General features: G+C 71.7%; 15 protein-coding genes and 1 riboswitch. Of the genes, 5 read left to right on the top strand and 10 right to left on the bottom strand.

Going from position 1 to position 15,292, the window contains the following annotated elements:
- The first annotated feature begins 14 nt into the window (after positions 1-14).
- Together LCHO_RS00665 and xylB are read left to right on the top strand one after the other, a co-directional pair.
- On the top strand, positions 15-962 hold the full coding sequence (locus LCHO_RS00665; protein ID WP_012345170.1) for an AraC family transcriptional regulator: 948 nt from the start codon (positions 15-17) through the stop codon (positions 960-962).
- 53 nt (positions 963-1,015) lie between these two features.
- The gene (gene xylB / locus LCHO_RS00660) at positions 1,016-2,506 is read left to right on the top strand and encodes a xylulokinase (protein WP_012345169.1); all 1,491 of its coding nucleotides are present in this window, start codon (positions 1,016-1,018) and stop codon (positions 2,504-2,506) included.
- Between the two features lie 31 nt (positions 2,507-2,537).
- Here the strand turns inward: xylB and LCHO_RS00655 are convergent, their stop codons facing one another.
- The 5 genes from LCHO_RS00655 to LCHO_RS00635 all read right to left on the bottom strand — a co-directional run bounded on the left by LCHO_RS00655 (position 2,538) and on the right by LCHO_RS00635 (position 7,015).
- Positions 2,538-3,476, bottom strand: coding sequence for a tyrosine recombinase XerC (locus LCHO_RS00655; RefSeq protein ID WP_012345168.1), 939 nt, complete (start codon positions 3,474-3,476; stop codon positions 2,538-2,540).
- Positions 3,473-4,153, bottom strand: a complete 681-nt coding sequence (locus LCHO_RS00650; protein ID WP_012345167.1) for a DUF484 family protein — start codon at positions 4,151-4,153, stop codon at positions 3,473-3,475. The genes LCHO_RS00655 and LCHO_RS00650 overlap by 4 nt, the downstream gene beginning before the upstream one ends.
- 109 nt (positions 4,154-4,262) lie before the next feature.
- The gene (gene dapF, locus LCHO_RS00645; protein ID WP_012345166.1) at positions 4,263-5,156 is read right to left on the bottom strand and encodes a diaminopimelate epimerase; all 894 of its coding nucleotides are present in this window, start codon (positions 5,154-5,156) and stop codon (positions 4,263-4,265) included.
- A gap of 54 nt (positions 5,157-5,210) precedes the next feature.
- The gene (locus tag LCHO_RS00640) at positions 5,211-6,095 is read right to left on the bottom strand and encodes an LpxL/LpxP family acyltransferase (RefSeq protein WP_012345165.1); all 885 of its coding nucleotides are present in this window, start codon (positions 6,093-6,095) and stop codon (positions 5,211-5,213) included.
- Complete coding sequence (locus LCHO_RS00635; protein ID WP_043704646.1) at positions 6,092-7,015, bottom strand: lysophospholipid acyltransferase family protein; 924 nt, start codon at positions 7,013-7,015, stop codon at positions 6,092-6,094. Before LCHO_RS00635 ends, LCHO_RS00640 begins: the two co-directional genes overlap by 4 nt.
- 189 nt (positions 7,016-7,204) lie before the next feature.
- Here LCHO_RS00635 and metK point away from each other — a divergent pair, with 189 nt between their 5' ends.
- Positions 7,205-8,386, top strand: coding sequence for a methionine adenosyltransferase (gene metK / locus LCHO_RS00630; RefSeq protein ID WP_012345163.1), 1,182 nt, complete (start codon positions 7,205-7,207; stop codon positions 8,384-8,386).
- Positions 8,387-8,431: 45 nt separating this feature from the next.
- Positions 8,432-9,514 carry a DNA glycosylase AlkZ-like family protein gene (locus LCHO_RS00625; protein WP_012345162.1) on the top strand — a complete coding sequence of 361 codons (1,083 nt, stop codon included), beginning with the start codon at positions 8,432-8,434 and terminating at the stop codon, positions 9,512-9,514.
- A 15-nt stretch (positions 9,515-9,529) separates the two neighbouring features.
- Here LCHO_RS00625 and LCHO_RS00620 read toward each other — a convergent pair whose 3' ends face one another.
- The 5 genes from LCHO_RS00620 to LCHO_RS00600 form a co-directional block, all read right to left on the bottom strand.
- Positions 9,530-10,336, bottom strand: a complete 807-nt coding sequence (locus LCHO_RS00620) for a hypothetical protein (RefSeq protein WP_012345161.1) — start codon at positions 10,334-10,336, stop codon at positions 9,530-9,532.
- A gap of 15 nt (positions 10,337-10,351) precedes the next feature.
- Positions 10,352-10,546, bottom strand: a complete 195-nt coding sequence (locus LCHO_RS00615) for a hypothetical protein (protein ID WP_012345160.1) — start codon at positions 10,544-10,546, stop codon at positions 10,352-10,354.
- Positions 10,547-10,598: 52 nt separating this feature from the next.
- A complete protein-coding gene (purT, locus tag LCHO_RS00610) occupies positions 10,599-11,816 on the bottom strand; it encodes a formate-dependent phosphoribosylglycinamide formyltransferase (protein WP_012345159.1) in 1,218 nt (405 codons plus the stop codon).
- Positions 11,817-11,887: 71 nt separating this feature from the next.
- Complete coding sequence (locus tag LCHO_RS00605; RefSeq protein ID WP_012345158.1) at positions 11,888-12,730, bottom strand: ProQ/FINO family protein; 843 nt, start codon at positions 12,728-12,730, stop codon at positions 11,888-11,890.
- Positions 12,731-12,821: 91 nt separating this feature from the next.
- Positions 12,822-13,523, bottom strand: coding sequence for a dioxygenase family protein (locus LCHO_RS00600; protein ID WP_476703318.1), 702 nt, complete (start codon positions 13,521-13,523; stop codon positions 12,822-12,824).
- Positions 13,524-13,637: 114 nt separating this feature from the next.
- A riboswitch (S-adenosyl-L-homocysteine riboswitch) is annotated at positions 13,638-13,719 on the top strand.
- Between the two features lie 92 nt (positions 13,720-13,811).
- Between LCHO_RS00600 and ahcY the strand changes: the two genes are divergently transcribed.
- Entirely contained in the window at positions 13,812-15,245 is a 1,434-nt protein-coding gene (ahcY, locus tag LCHO_RS00595; protein WP_012345156.1) for an adenosylhomocysteinase, read from the top strand.
- Positions 15,246-15,292 lie beyond the last annotated feature (47 nt).

The following is a 15,292-nucleotide window of genomic DNA, read 5'->3' as shown; positions in this document are numbered from 1 at the left end:
ATAGCCTGCGCGTCATGCCCGCCAAGCCAGCCAGACCCCGCGCCGTGCCGCGCCAGCTCAAGCCCGAGCTGGAGCACGACTACGCCCGCTCGCCCGACCTGGGCTACGAGTCGCCCGGCGACGTCGGGCTGATCCGCTGCCTGGAGCATGGTTTCCCGACGCCGCTGGCGCGCTGGCATTACCACGACGAGTACGAGCTGCACCTCATCACCAGCACCTCGGGCAAGGTGTTCGTGGGCGACTGGATCGGCCAGTTCCAGCCCGGCCAGCTGGTGCTCACCGGCCCGCGCCTGCCGCACAACTGGGTCTCGATGGACGTGCCCGAAGGCGGCGTGCCGCTGCGGGACCTGGTGATCCAGTTCCCGCACGAGCCGCTGGTGCGCGCCGCCGAGACCATCCCCGAGCTGGCCGAGCTGCTGCCGCTGCTGGAGCGGGCGCGGCACGGCATCGAGTTCTTCGGCATCTCCGACCGCGCACAGGCCCACTGGCAGCGCGTCAAGGCGAGCCGCGGCCTGCGCCGTTTCACCGAGTTCTGCACCTTCCTGTGCGACCTGTCGGCCTGCACCGACTACCGGCTGCTGTCGAACGTGCAGCTGCAGAGCGTCGACGACGACCACTCGCTCGACCAGATCGACGCGGTCGTGATGCGCCTGACCGACAACCTCGCGCAGCCGATCTCGGCCGCCGACGTGGCCGCCGAACTGGGCATGAGCGAGAGCCGCTTTTCCCGCTTCTTCCGCCGCGCCACCGGCAACACCTTCACCGACTTCGTCAACCGCGTGCGCATCAACCGCGCCTGCCAGCTGCTGATGGAAAGCGACCGGCTGATCACGCACATCTGCTACGAGGTCGGCTTCAACAACGTCGCCAATTTCAACCGCCGCTTCCTCGAGATCAAGGGCATGACACCGAGCGAGTTCCGCAAGCAGGCGGACAACCGCTTCAGCGGCTCGTCGGTCTGAAGGCCCGATCGCGACGGCGAAGCGGCCCGTCCTGACCGTCTGGAGAAACACCCATGTACCTCGGCATCGACCTCGGCACCTCGGAGGTCAAGTTCCTGTTGCTCGACGCCGCGCACCACATCGTCGCCAGCGTCGGCGAGCCGCTCGCGGTGCAGCGCCCGCAGCCGCTGTGGAGCGAGCAGAACCCGGCCCACTGGTGGGCTGCCACCGACCGCGCGCTGACGCGCCTGGCCGCCGAGCAGCCGCAGGCGATGCGGGCGGTGCGCGCCATCGGGCTGTCCGGCCAGATGCACGGCGCGGTGCTGCAGGACGCACGCGGCGAGGTGCTGCGCCCGGCCATCCTCTGGAACGACGGCCGCAGCGGCGCCGAATGCGCCGAGCTCGAAGCGGCCTTGCCGACGCTGCACGCGATCACCGGCAACCTGGCGATGCCCGGCTTCACGGCGCCCAAGCTGCTGTGGGTGAAGCAGCACGAGCCCGAACTGTTCGCCCGCATGCGCCGCGTGCTGCTGCCCAAGGACTGGCTGCGCGAGCAGCTCACCGGCGAGGCCGTCAGCGAGATGAGCGACGCCTCCGGCACGCTGTGGCTCGATGTCGCACAGCGGCGCTGGTCGGCCGAGGTGCTGGCGGCCTGCGGCATGGACGAGTCGCAGATGCCGCGGCTGGTCGAGGGCAGCGAGGTGTCGGGCACGCTCAAGCCGGCGCTGGCGGCGCGCTGGGGCCTGACGGCGGGCATCCCGGTGGCGGGTGGCGGCGGCGACAACGCGGCCAGCGCGGTGGGCATCGGCGCGGTGCGGCCGGGCGAGGGTTTCGTGTCGCTGGGCACCTCGGGCGTGATCTTCCTGGCCAGCGACCGCTTCCGGCCCAATCCGGCCCACGCGATGCACGCCTTCTGCCACGCGCTGCCCGGGCGCTGGCACCAGATGAGCGTGATGCTCAGCGCCGCCAACGGCCTGCGCTGGGTCAAGAACCTGCTGGGCGCGCACAGCGAGGCGGCGCTGCTCGACACGGTGGCGGCGCTGACGCCGTTGCAGCGCGCGCAGGCGCCGGTCTTCCTGCCCTACCTCAACGGCGAGCGCACGCCGCACAACAACCCGCACGCGCAGGGCGTGTTCTTCGGCCTGAACAATGAACACGACGCCGCGGCGCTGGCCTACGCGGTGGTCGAGGGCGTCACGTTCGGCCTGCTCGACGGCTGGCACAGCCTGGGCACGGCGCCGGGCGAGGTGCAGTCGCTCAGCCTGGTCGGCGGTGGCGCGCGCAGCGCGCTGTGGGCGCAGCTGCTGGCCGATGCGATCGGCGTGCCGATGGTGACGCGCCAGGGCGGCGAGGCCGGCGGCGCGCTCGGCGCGGCACGGCTGGCGTGGCTGGCTGACGGCGCCCGGATCGAGGACGTCTGCCTGGCGCCACCGGTGGCCGCGGTGTTCGAGCCCGACGCGGCGCGGGCGGCGCAGCTGCTGCCGCGGCATCGGCGCTTCCGGCGGCTCTATGCGGCGCTGCGCGAGGAGTTTTCGGCCACATCCGCGACGGGTGCGGCTGGTTGAAGTTACCCGTTAACCCCCGCCAGGCCCAGCCTCAAGGCTTGCGCCTGGCACGCGGATGCGCGGCGTCGTAGATGCGAGCCAGGTGCTGGTAGTCGAGCCGGGTGTAGACCTGCGTGGTGCTGATCTGGGCGTGGCCGAGCAGCTCCTGCACGGCGCGCAGGTCGCCGCTCGATTGCAGCAGGTGACTGGCGTAGCTGTGGCGCAGCATGTGCGGGTGCACGTGGCTGGTCAGGCCGGCGCTTTGCGCGCGTTGCGCCAGGCGCCGGCGCAGCTGCGAATCGGTCAGCCGGGTGCCACGGCGGCTGACGAACAGGGCCAGCTCACCGGCCCTGGCCATCTGATGGCGCACCGCCAGCCAGGCCTGCACGGCGGCCACAGCCGGCGGGCCGACCGGCACGATGCGGCGGTTGCTGCCCTTGCCGAGCACCTGGGCGTCGCCACCCTCCAGGTCGATCCAGCCGGCGGCGTCGGGCCCGGCGATGCAGTCCAGGCCGATCAGTTCGGCCGCGCGCAGGCCGCAGCCGTACAGCAGCTCGGTCATGGCGTGGTCACGCAGGTCGAGCAGCGGGTCGGTGGCCGGGTCGTGGTGATCGGCCAGCACGACGGCCTCGTCGACCGCCAGCGCCTTCGGCAGCGGCCGGCCGGCCTTGGGCGGACGCAGGCCGTCGACCGGGTTGGCGCTGACCTGCCCCTCGCGGCCGAGCCAGCGGTAGAGCCCGCGCCAGGCCGCCAGGTGGATGGCGATGCTGCGCGGGCCCAGCCCCTGGCCGTGCAGCATCGCGGCCCAGCGCCGCACGTGCGGCGGGCGCACCTGGGTGAGCGCGAGCTGCTGCTCGGCCGCGGCGTGTTCGAGGCGCAGCAGCGCGGCGCCATACATCGTCAGCGTGCGCGGCGCGAGCCGGCGCTGCACCTGCAGGTGCTGCAGGAAGGCGATGCTGGTATCGCCGAGCGGGGCCGCCTCGGACGTCACTCGTCGCGTGGCAGCAGGCGTGCGAGAGCGGCGCTGGCGATCTCGCCCAGGCGCACCAGGAACTCGGTGCCCATCTCGGCGCTGTAGCGGGTCGGGTCGGGCGAGGCCAGCACCAGCAGGCCGAAGGCCGGGCTGCTGGCGAGGCGGCGGATCGGGATCAGGGCCAGCGACGCCACGGTCTGCGGCGCCTCGAGCCAGTGCACCGGCTCGAAGGCCGCGTTGGCGCCGCAATAGGGCGTCGACAGGCCGGCGGTGAAGCTGCGCACCTCGTCGCTGACGTCGCTGGCGAAGGCGGCGCCCGCAAAGGCCGGCGCCAGGTCCCACAGGCGCAGCGCGGCCTGCGGGATCTGGAACTGCTCCTGCAGGTCGAGCACCAGCATGTCGGGCAGGTCGCGGGCGTCTTCGACCAGCATCAGCGCGCGGGTCCACTGGTGCAGGCGGTCGGTCAGCGCGGCGTTTTCCTGGCCGTGGCGGATCATGTCCATGATGCGGCGCTCGAGCCCGCGGATGCGCTCGCGCAGCATCTCCATCTGGCGCTGCTGCAGCGAGACCGCGCGCTGGCCGTGCGGATTGGCCAGCTCGACGCTGGCCAGCAGCTGCGCGTGGCGCTCGAAGAAGCCCGGCGTGTTGGCCAGGTAGTTGGCGATGTCGCCTTCGGTGATGCCTTGAATGGTCATGTCGGCCCCTCGTCCGATGGGTCCATCGGCCGATCCCCCGGGGGGATGCGGGCCGGCTTGGGAGCGGCCCGGCGCGCGGCCCGCTCGTCGTTGGATGTGGCGCCTGCCTTCATTGAACCGAGGTGGTCGGCAGGTCGATGTCGCCGGTGAAGACGGTCTGTGCCGGACCGGTCATCAGCACCGGGTGGCCCAGGCCGGCCCAGGCGATGGTGAGCAGGCCGCCGCGGGTCTGCACGTCGACCTCGGGGTCGAGCCAGCCCAGCCGGATGCCGGCCACCACGGCGGCGCAGGCGCCGGTGCCGCAGGCGAGCGTTTCGCCGGCGCCGCGCTCGAACACGCGCAGGCGCACCTCGCGGCGCGACATCACCTGCATGAAACCGGCGTTGACGTGGCGCGGGAAGCGCGCATGGGTCTCGACGCGCGGGCCGATCTCGGCCACCGGCGCGGTGTCGACGTCGTGCACGCGCTGCACGGCGTGCGGGTTGCCCATCGACAGCACCGCCACGTCGACCGACGGCAGGCTGGCGCCGGGCAGTTGCAGCGGCCACAGCTCGAAGCCGTTGCCGTGGCCGTTGTGCGGCCGCGCACTCAGGCCGGCGGAGTCGAACGGGATCAGCGCGTGCTCGAAGATCGGCTGGTTCATGTCGACGGTGACGCGGCCGTCGGCCTCGACGTGCAGCTCGATCAGGCTGTTGACGGTCTCGACCTTGACGCGCACCTGCTGGCTCAGGCCGTTGTCGCGCACGAAGCGCGCGAAGCAGCGTGCGCCGTTGCCGCACTGCTCGACCTCGTCGCCGCTGCCGCCGTTGAAGATGCGGTACCGGAAATCGACGCCCGGGGTGGTGCTGCGCTCGACCACCAGGATCTGGTCGGCGCCGACGCCGAAGCGCCGATCGCCCAGGAACCGGTAGTCGGCTGCGCTCAGCGCCAGCGGCGCGCGGGTGGCGTCGAGCACGACGAAGTCGTTGCCCGCGCCCTGCATCTTGGTGAAGTGCAATCGCATGGGCGCGATTATCAGCCTGGGTTGGCGGTGGGGATTACCGATTGCACGCGTGTTTCAGTAGAAGCCCGGCTCACCCGGCGGGCGGGTCTTGAAGCGCTTGTGGACCCACAGGTACTGCGCCGGATTGCGGCGGATCTCGCTCTCGATCCAGCGGTTCATGCGGGCGGTGTCGGCCTCGGCGTCGGCGCTCGGGAAGTCGTTCCAGGCCGGCAGGAAACGCACCCGGTAGCCCTCGCCGCCGGGCAGCAGTTCGGCCACCACCGGCTGCACCACCATGTCGAGCGCGCGCGCCATGCGCGAAGGCGCCAGCAGCGTCGCCGCCGGCACGCCGAAGAAGGGCACGAAGGCGGCGTCACGCGCGCCGAAGTCCATGTCGGGCAGGTTGAAGAAGGCGTCGCCGCGCTTGATGGCGCGGATCAGCGGCTTGGCGCTGTCGCTGCGCGGGAAGACCTCGCCGCCACCGAAACGCAGCCGGCCGCGGCGCATCGCGGCGTCGAAGACCGGGTTGCTCTGGGTCTGGTAGATCGAGCCGACCCGGCGGGTCTGGAACAGCTGGGTCGCCGTGCCCGCGACGTCGAGCGCCAGGAAATGCGGCACCAGCCACATCACCGGCCGCGCGCTGCGTTCGGCCAGGCCGACGTCGCCCTCGACCTGGATCAGGCTGCGCAGCCGCTCGGGCGATGCGTACCAGAGCAGGCCGCGCTCGAGCAGGCTGCGGCCGAGCCAGCCGAAGTGCTCGCGGGCGATGCGCTCGCGTTCGGCCTCGCCGAGTTCGGGCAGGCACAGCGCCAGGTTGCGCAGCGCCACCTTGCGGCGCGCGCTGGCCAGGTGCCAGAACAGCCAGCCCAGGCCACGGCCGAGCGCCGCCTGCAGGCGCAGCGGCAGGCGCTGCAGCAGCTTGAGCAGGCCGAGCAGGACGTTTGCGGAGAAATCGCTCATGGGTTGCCCCCAGCCTGCGGCGCATCGCTCGCCGCCTCGGCCTGACGGGGATTCTTGTAGCGGTGGTAGCCCCACAGATACTGGCCCGGCAGGCCGAGGATCAGGCGTTCCATCGCGCGGTTGACGAGGGTGGCCGCGGCGATGGCCACCGCGTTGGGATCGGTGCTCGTGTCGACCGGCGGGGCGCCGGGCGTGCCCGGCATCGGCTCGGTCGGGGGGTCGACGCGGATCACGTAGCCGCGCGCGTCCGGCAGCCGCTCGCAGACCACCGGCAGCCAGGCTGCGCCGGTCTGCTGCACCAGCCGTGCGGCCAGCGTCATGGTGTAGGCCGGCCGGCCGAAGAACGGCGCCCACACGCCCATGCCTTCGGGCGGCACCTGGTCGGGCAGCAGGCCGATCGTGCCGCCGTTGCGCAGCGCGCGGATCATCTGCCGCACGCCCGACAGCGTGGCCGGCGCGGTCAGCAGGCCGGGGCGGTTGCGCGAGCCGGCCACCAGATCGCGCAGCCAGGCCTTGCGGGCCGGCCGGTAGAGCGCGGTCATCGGCTGGACGTGGCCGAAGCGCTCGGCATAGGCCTGCGCGATGACCTCGAAGGCGCCCGCATGCGGCGTCATCAGCACCAGCCCGCGGCCGGCGGCGAGGGCGGCCTCGACGTGCGCCTCGCCCTGCCACTGCACCAGCGCGCCGAAACGCGCTTCGGGCGGCCGGCTCCACAGCCAGGGCAGCTCGGCCATCATGCGGCCGGTCGACGCCACCGCGGCCCGCGCCTGCGGCCAGGCCAGCCCGGCCTGGGCGACGTGGTCGTGCATGCGGCGCCGGTAGCTCGGCGAGGCCCAATACGCCAGCCAGCCCAGCGGGCCGCCCATGCGCTGCAAAAAGCCCAGCGGAAGCCGGGCTGTTAGACGGAACAGGGTCGATATCACGGTATTAAAATTGCCACTTCGCCGAGTTAAAGAACAACTTGCGGGGCGACGGGTCGGAAATCCATGCACGGATTGTCCGACACGCTTCACCGAAAGGTGCTGATCCGAATCCGCTAAAGCGTTCGCCGCGAGCTCCCCCGAGACCCAAGGCGAACCGCCTGACGTCCTCAACCCTGGAGCCCTCACGTGGCGAACGACTTCCTCTTCACTTCCGAATCCGTCTCCGAAGGCCACCCCGACAAGGTCGCCGACCAGATCTCCGACGCCATTCTCGACGCGATCTTCGAGCAGGACCCGCGCAGCCGCGTGGCCGCCGAAACGCTGACCAACACCGGCCTGGTCGTGCTGGCCGGCGAGATCACCACCAACGCGCACGTCGACTACATCCAGGTCGCGCGCGACACCATCAAGCGCATCGGCTACGACAACACCGAGTACGGCATCGACTACAAGGGCTGCGCGGTGCTGGTCGCCTACGACAAGCAGAGCAACGACATCGCCCAGGGCGTCGATCACGCCAGCGACGACCACCTCAACACCGGCGCCGGCGACCAGGGCCTGATGTTCGGCTACGCCTGCGACGAGACGCCCGAGCTGATGCCCGCGCCGATCTACTACGCGCACCGGCTGGTCGAGCGTCAGGCGCAGCTGCGCAAGGACGGCCGCCTGCCGTTCCTGCGCCCGGACGCCAAGAGCCAGGTGACGATGCGTTATGTCGACGGCAAGCCGCACTCGATCGACACCATCGTGCTCAGCACCCAGCACAGCCCCGAGCAGAGCCTGGGCGACAAGATGATCCCGTCGTTCTACGAGGCGATCCGCGAAGAGCTGATCAAGCCGGTGCTGCCGAAAGAATGGATCACGGCCGAGACCCAGTACCTGATCAACCCGACCGGGCGCTTCGTCATCGGCGGCCCGCAGGGCGACTGCGGCCTGACCGGCCGCAAGATCATCGTCGACACCTACGGCGGCGCCTGCCCGCACGGTGGCGGCGCGTTCTCGGGCAAGGACCCGACCAAGGTCGACCGCTCGGCCGCCTACGCCGCACGTTACGTGGCCAAGAACATCGTGGCCGCCGGCCTGGCGCGCCAGTGCCAGATCCAGGTGGCGTACGCGATCGGCGTGGCGCGGCCGATGAACATCACGGTCTACACCGAAGGCACCGGCGTCATCCCCGACGCCGAGATCGCCAAGCTGGTCGAAGCCCATTTCGACCTGCGGCCCAAGGGCATCATCCAGATGCTCGACCTGCTGCGGCCGATCTACCAGAAGACCGCCGCCTACGGCCACTTCGGCCGCGAGGAGCCCGAGTTCACGTGGGAGCGCACCGACAAGGCCCAGGTGCTGCGGGCTGCCGCCGGTCTCTGAAGCCAGACACCCGGGCCGCAGGCCACTCGTCGGCATCGTCTGCCCATGACCCTGCGCCTGGAACAGCTGCGGCGCCACGCGCTGGCCCGCAGCCTGTTCGCACCCACTACCTTGCCGGCCGCACTGCAGCGCCTGGGCTTTGTCCAGGCCGACCCGCTGCGGGCGCCGGCCAAGGCCCAGGACCTGACGCTGCGCCACCGCGTGCGCGACTACCGCGCCGGCGAGCTGGAGCAGCGCTACCCGAGGCTGGGGGTCGAGGAAGACTTCTTCGTCAACTACGGCTTCGTGCCGCGCCGCGTGCAGGCCTTGCTGCAGCCGCGCCAGGCGCGCCGGGCGTGGGACGACGACCGCTGGCAGCAGGCCCGCGCGGTGCAGGACTTCGTGCGCCAGCGCGGCGTGGCCCACCCGCGCGAGGTCGACGCGCAGTTCGACCACGGCACGGTGGGCAACTGGTTCGGCGGCCGCTCGCGCGCCAGCACCGAACTGCTGGACGGCATGCACTACCGCGGGCTGTTGCGCGTGGCACGGCGCGAAGGCGGCACCCGGCTGTACGCGGTGCGCGAGGCCACGCCGGAAGCCGCCGACCCCTTGCTGGCGCTGGACACCCTGACCGATCTGCTGCTGCAGACCTATGCGCCGCTGCCTGCGCCCAGCCTGTCGCAGCTGCTGGGCCTGCTGCTGGGCGGCGGGGTGCCGCAATGGCGCCACCTGCGCGCCGCCACGCTGCAACGCGCCCAGGCGCGCTGGCCCGGCGCCGAGGTGGACGGCCTGCGCTGGCACTGGCCCGTGGGCGAGGACCCGGCCCGCAGCCGCCGCCACTCGCCCGAGCGGGTCTGTCTGCTGGCGCCGTTCGACCCGGTGGTCTGGGACCGCCGCCGCTTCGAGATCTTCTGGGGCTGGGCCTATCGCTTCGAGGCCTACGTACCCGCCGCCCGGCGCCAGCGCGGCCACTACGCGCTGCCGCTGCTGTGGCGCGACCAGGTCATCGGCTGGGCCAACGTGAAGGTGCAGGCCGGCCGGCTGATGCCCGACATGGGCTATGTCGACAAGCGGCCCGCGGAAGTGGCGTTCGGACAGGCGCTCGACGAGGAGTTGGACCGCCTGCATCACTTCCTGGGCCTGGGCTGAACCGAACTCCCGCGCTCACACCGGCTGGGTCGGCGCAAAGGCATCGACCAGATCGTCGACCGGCTGCAGGCGCGGCGGCTGTTCGGTGGTGCGGCCCAGGCGGACGTAGTCGACCTGCAGGGTCGTGATCTCGCCGTGGTGCAGCACCACGCAGTCGCCGTCGATGCGCTCGAAGCGGTCCTGCGGCCGGGTCTGCGGCGCGGCCTGGACGCCCAGCGGCCGGCGCACCACCTGCTGCAGGATCAGCCGGTCGAGCTGGCCCTGGGGGTCGACGAAGTATTCGTCGAGCACGCCCTTGTAGACCCAGGGCTGGCCGGCGACGTCGACCACGGTGGTGACGGCGATCAGGTCGGGCAGCGCGTCGGCGGTGAAGTCGGCGCCGCTGAGCAGGTAATACCAGTGCGCCCGCGCCGGCCGCAGCAGCGGGCCGAGCGGGCTGGCGCAGCGATCGAGCCGGAAGCGGCTCACCAGCCGGCGCAGGGCCCAGGGGCCGGCAGCGGCCAGCCCCAGCACCGCCGCGGCGTAGGCCGCGAGGCCGGCGCCGTGCGCGGCCAGTGCGGTCCAGGCACCGGCCTGCCGCGCCGGCTCGGGCGACAGCAGCTGCAGCAGCTCGCCCGCCGGCAGCAGCGGCCAGCCCAGCACGTTGCTGCCGCCGATCAGCCCGGCATGCAGGCCGGCGGCCCAGAGCAGCGCTTCGGTCCAGGCCTGCGGCCGGGTCGCACCGTCGGGCGCGTGGCCGCCGACCCGCCGGATGCACGAGCGGGCGATCCAGCCCGGCCAGCAGGCGAGCAGCAGCAGCAGGGCCGGCAGCGCGAGCGTCATCGTGCCGCGCCTGCGTCAACGGGCCTTGGGCACGACCACCGGCTTGAAGCGCTGGGTGCGCCCGCCGCTGCGCAGCTCGATCACGGGGCCCGGCGCGCTGGCGCGGGTGCCTGCCGCAGGCGCCGGCGTGCTCAGGAAGTGGCGCAGCTGCTCGCACGCCCGCGGGTCGGCCAGCACGTCACGGGCGAGGGAACTTTGCAGCGCTTTCATATGTATCGTGATGTTACGGCATCACGACCCGCGCCCGAACCGGCGCGCCGGGTCAGGCCGGCCGCGCCTTCACCTTGCCCGCCGCCAGCTTGGCCTGCGTGCGCGCCACGTCCACATCCGCGTCGTGCACCAGCGCCACGCCCATGCGGCGGCGCTCGAAGCTCTCGGGCTTGCCGAACAGGCGGATCTCCGAGTTCGGCACCCGCAGGGCCTCGTCCACGCCGTCGTAGACCACGCCCGGCGCATCGACGCCGCCGTAGATCACCGCGCTGGCGCCCGGGCTCTTGAGCGCGGTGCTGACCGGCAGGCCGAGGATGGCGCGGGCGTGCAGCTCGAACTCGTTCTGCCACTGCGTGATCATCGTCACCATGCCGGTGTCGTGCGGGCGCGGGCTGACCTCGCTGAACCACACCAGGTCGCCCTTGACGAACAGCTCCACGCCGAACAGGCCCTGGCCGCCGAGGTTGTCGGTCACGGTCCTGGCAATGTGGCGCGACAGCGCCAGCGCGGCCGGCTGCATCGGGTGCGGCTGCCAGCTCTCGACGTAGTCGCCGCGCACCTGCACGTGGCCGATCGGGTCGCAGAAATGGGTCTCGACCTGGCCGTCGGCGCCCAGCGCGCGCACGGTGAGCTGGGTGATCTCGTAGTCGAAGTCGATGAAACCCTCGACGATCACGCGGCCGTTGCTGACTCGCCCGCCAACCATCGCGTAGTCCCAGGCCGCCTGCACGTCGGCCGGGCCGTCGATCTTGCTCTGGCCCTTGCCCGAGCTGCTCATCACCGGCTTGACGATGCAGGGGTAGCCGATGGCGGGCTGGCCGTCGGCGCCGTCGATCGCGGCCTGCAGCTCGGCCAGCGAGTCGCAGAAGCGGTAGGGGCTGGTCGGCAGGCCCAGCGTCTCGGCGGCGAGGCGGCGGATGCCCTCGCGGTCCATCGTCAGGCGGGTGGCGCGGGCGGTGGGGATGACGCGAACGACGCCTTCGGCCTCGAGGGCTTCGAGCGTCTGGGTCGCGATGGCCTCGATCTCGGGCACCACCAGGTCGGGCCGCTCGGCCTCGATCAGCGTGCGCAAGGCGGCCGGGTCGCTCATCGCGATGGTGTGCGACTGGTGCGCCACCTGCTGGCCGGGCGCGTTGTCGTAGCGGTCGACCGCGATGGTCTCGACGCCCAGGCGCTGCAGCGCGATCAGCACTTCCTTGCCGAGTTCGCCGCTGCCCAGCAGCATCACGCGGGTGGCGTCGGGAGAGAGGGGGGTGCCCAGAGGTTTCATGGCGACGGGGCCGGTGCGGCCGTTGGCGAAATCAGGGGCCCGATTGTCGCCGCGCCGTCGCCACCACGACCTCAGCGCCGCGGCGGGCGGCCGCCGGCGGGGCGGTTGCCGGCCGGGCGCGGGTTGTTGCCGCGGTGGTCGTCGCGCCGGGGGCCGCGTGCGTCGCGGGGCTCGCGCTGTTCGCGTTCCTGCACCGGCGGGCGGTTGGCGGCCCACTCCGCGGCTTCGCGGCGGGCGATGTCGAGCAGGCCGTCGAGCTGATCCTCGGCCACGCCCTTGAGGGCGCAGAAGTTGGCGCGGGTCAGCGTGGTGACCTGGAAGTCGCGCAGCAGCTGGGCGCGGTTGTGCCACTGCTGCTGTTCGAGCGCGCGGCGCTCGTCTTCGGCGGCGCGGCGTTCGTCGTGCACGCCGCGGCGACGCTGCAGTTCCTCGTTGGCGGCCTGGCGGTGTTCGTCGCTGACCTCGCCGGCGGGCTGGCCGTCGAGGTCGAACCGCTGGCTCGCCTTGGTCAGCGCGATCAGGTAGGCGGTGGTGCCGGTGTGGCGGCGCAGGAAGGCCGACAGCACCTGCTTGGTGAAGACACCCGGCACACGCGCCTGGATGTCGGCCTGGATGCGCAGCTTGACGGGCCGCGGCGCACCGCTGAACAGGGCCGGAAAACGGCTCTTGAGCTGCTGCGCGCAGGCCGCCGGGCTCATGTCGGGGATCACGACCTTGGGCGCGCTGGCCACCACCGGCGCGTCGGCTGCGGCGGCATCGGTGGCACCTTCGGCTTGGGGCGCCTCGGGGACGACCGCCTCGGGAGCCCCGGCCGTGACGGTTTCAGCGGTGACGGTCTCGGCCATCGGGGCTTCAGCGGGGCTGACCGCCGGCGTCAGGTCGGGGGCGGCGGCGGGAAATTCGTTCGAGGACATGGCGCAGGCGGGTGTCGGGGACAAGGGGAAAAGGCGCGATTGTGTCTGCAGCGGCAACCCCACGGGCCGGCGCGGGGTTGGCCGGGCCGGCTCAGGCCTCGACGACGATCGGGAAACGCGCCCGCAGGCCGTCGACGCCGGGCTCGAACGGCACCGTCAGCGCAGCCCGGTCGCGCGGGTCGCGCAGGCGCCGCCAGAGGCCGTCGCGCTCGTTGCCGGGGTCGCCCTGCACGTAGAGCTGGGTGGTCAGCAGCTCGTGGCCTTGGTGTCGCACCTTGAAGTGGATGTGCGGCGTGCGGCCGCTGTAGGGCGCCGGGCGCAGGGTGCGGAAACGGTAGCGGCCGTCGGCGCCGACCGTGACGCGGCCGAAGCCCTGGAAGGCCGGATCGGCGCGGCCGCCGTCGCCGGGGTGGTGGTAATGGCCGTCGGCATCGCATTGCCAGATCTCGACCACCGCGCCTTCGAGCAGCCGGCCGCGCAGATCGCTCACCGTGCCCTCGACCCAGGCCGGCTCGCCGCGGCTGGCGCGCGCCGCGCCGTTGCGCAGCAGGTCGAAATCGCTGTCGGCGGGCAGTTGCAACGGGTAGAACGGGCCTTCGGTCTGGCTCGGCGTCGGCCGCAGGCCGGCGGTGTTCTGGGCCCGCGGGCCCAGCCACAGCGCCGGCATGCCGACCAGCGCGAGCGCGGCACCCAGGCGCAGGCAGCGACGCCTGGGCCCGCCATCGACCCTCACGGTCGCAGGGTCATCGGCACCCGGCGGGCGGTGGACATCGGCTGGACGGTTCGGCTTCATCGGGTGCTCCGGATCGGCGTGGGGGCGCTGCGAATGATGGCACTTTGCCCCCGCGTGCACGATGCCGCAAGCCGGGCGACACGCGACATCCGGCGGCTGGCTACAATCGCGCCCTGTTTCGAGGAGCGTTGCAAGGCCGGTGGCTCCCACCCGCCCCAGGCTCGAAACCCTCACAAGGCAACGGCGCTCACCCGCTCGCGGATCCGCGAGTCCTCAGGGTGAGTTGCGCATCCGGCACATCCCCCTTTCGACTCCCGGCGCGGCGGACTCTCTTTTTCGGAGTAACGCATGAACGCTGCTGTCAAAGCCCTGCACGAAAACGACTACCTGGTCGCCGACCTGAGCCTGGCCGCCTGGGGCCGCAAGGAAATCCGCATCGCCGAGACCGAGATGCCCGGCCTGATGGCGATCCGCGAGGAGTTCGCCGCCAAGCAGCCGCTCAAGGGCGCGCGCGTGACCGGCTCGCTGCACATGACGATCCAGACCGCCGTGCTGGTCGAGACCCTGCAGGCACTGGGCGCGCAGGTGCGCTGGGCCTCGTGCAACATCTTCTCGACGCAGGACCACGCCGCCGCCGCGCTGGCGGTGCAAGGCACGCCGGTGTTCGCCTACAAGGGCGAGACGCTCGCCGACTACTGGGACTACACGCACCGCATCTTCGAGTTCGGCGCCGCCGGCACCGACGGCGAAGGCCCGAACATGATCCTCGACGACGGCGGCGACGCCACGCTGCTGATGCACCTGGGCAAGCGCGCCGAGAAGGACCTGTCGCTGCTCGACAACCCCAAGAGCGAAGAGGAAACCTGCCTCTACGCCGCGATCCGCGCCAAGCTGGCGGTGGACCCGACCTGGTACAGCCGCAAGGGCGCGCAGATCATCGGCGTGACCGAAGAGACCACCACCGGCGTGCACCGCCTCAAAGAGATGAGCGCCGCCGGCACGCTGCTGTTCCGCGCCATCAACGTCAACGACTCGGTCACCAAGAGCAAGTTCGACAACCTGTACGGCTGCCGCGAGTCGCTGGTGGACGGCATCAAGCGCGCCACCGACGTGATGATCGCCGGCAAGGTCGCCTGCGTGGCCGGTTACGGCGACGTCGGCAAGGGCTCGGCGCAGGCGCTGCGCGCGCTGTCGGCGCAGGTCTGGGTGACCGAGATCGACCCGATCAACGCCCTGCAGGCGGCGATGGAAGGCTACAAGGTCGTGACGATGGAATACGCCGCCGACAAGGCCGACATCTTCGTCACCACCACCGGCAACCGCGACGTCATCCGCCACGAGCACATGGCGGCGATGAAGGACCAGGCGATCGTCTGCAACATCGGCCACTTCGACAACGAGATCGACGTCGCCTCGCTCGAAGGCTACGAGTGGGACGAGATCAAGCCGCAGGTCGACCACATCATCTTCCCGGACGGCAAGAAGATCATCCTGCTCGCCAAGGGCCGCCTCGTGAACCTGGGCTGCGCCACCGGCCACCCGAGCTTCGTGATGTCGTCGAGCTTCGCCAACCAGACCATCGCGCAGATCGAGCTGTTCTGCCACCCGGACGGCTACGACGTCGGCAAGGTCTACGTGCTGCCCAAGCACCTCGACGAGAAGGTCGCGCGCCTGCACCTGAAGAAGGTCGGCGCCATGCTCACCGAGCTGACCGACGACCAGGCCGCCTACATCGGCGTGCCCAAGAATGGCCCGTACAAGCCCGACACCTACCGGTATTGATGGCCCCCGAGGACGCCGCAGCGCGGCGTCCGCCCCCTCCCGAGGGG

The sequence above is a fragment of the Leptothrix cholodnii SP-6 genome (assembly GCF_000019785.1).
Taxonomy (GTDB): domain Bacteria; phylum Pseudomonadota; class Gammaproteobacteria; order Burkholderiales; family Burkholderiaceae_C; genus Sphaerotilus; species Sphaerotilus cholodnii.
Note: the sequence above shows the minus strand (reverse complement) of the source record. Positions and strands in the feature narration are given on the sequence as shown.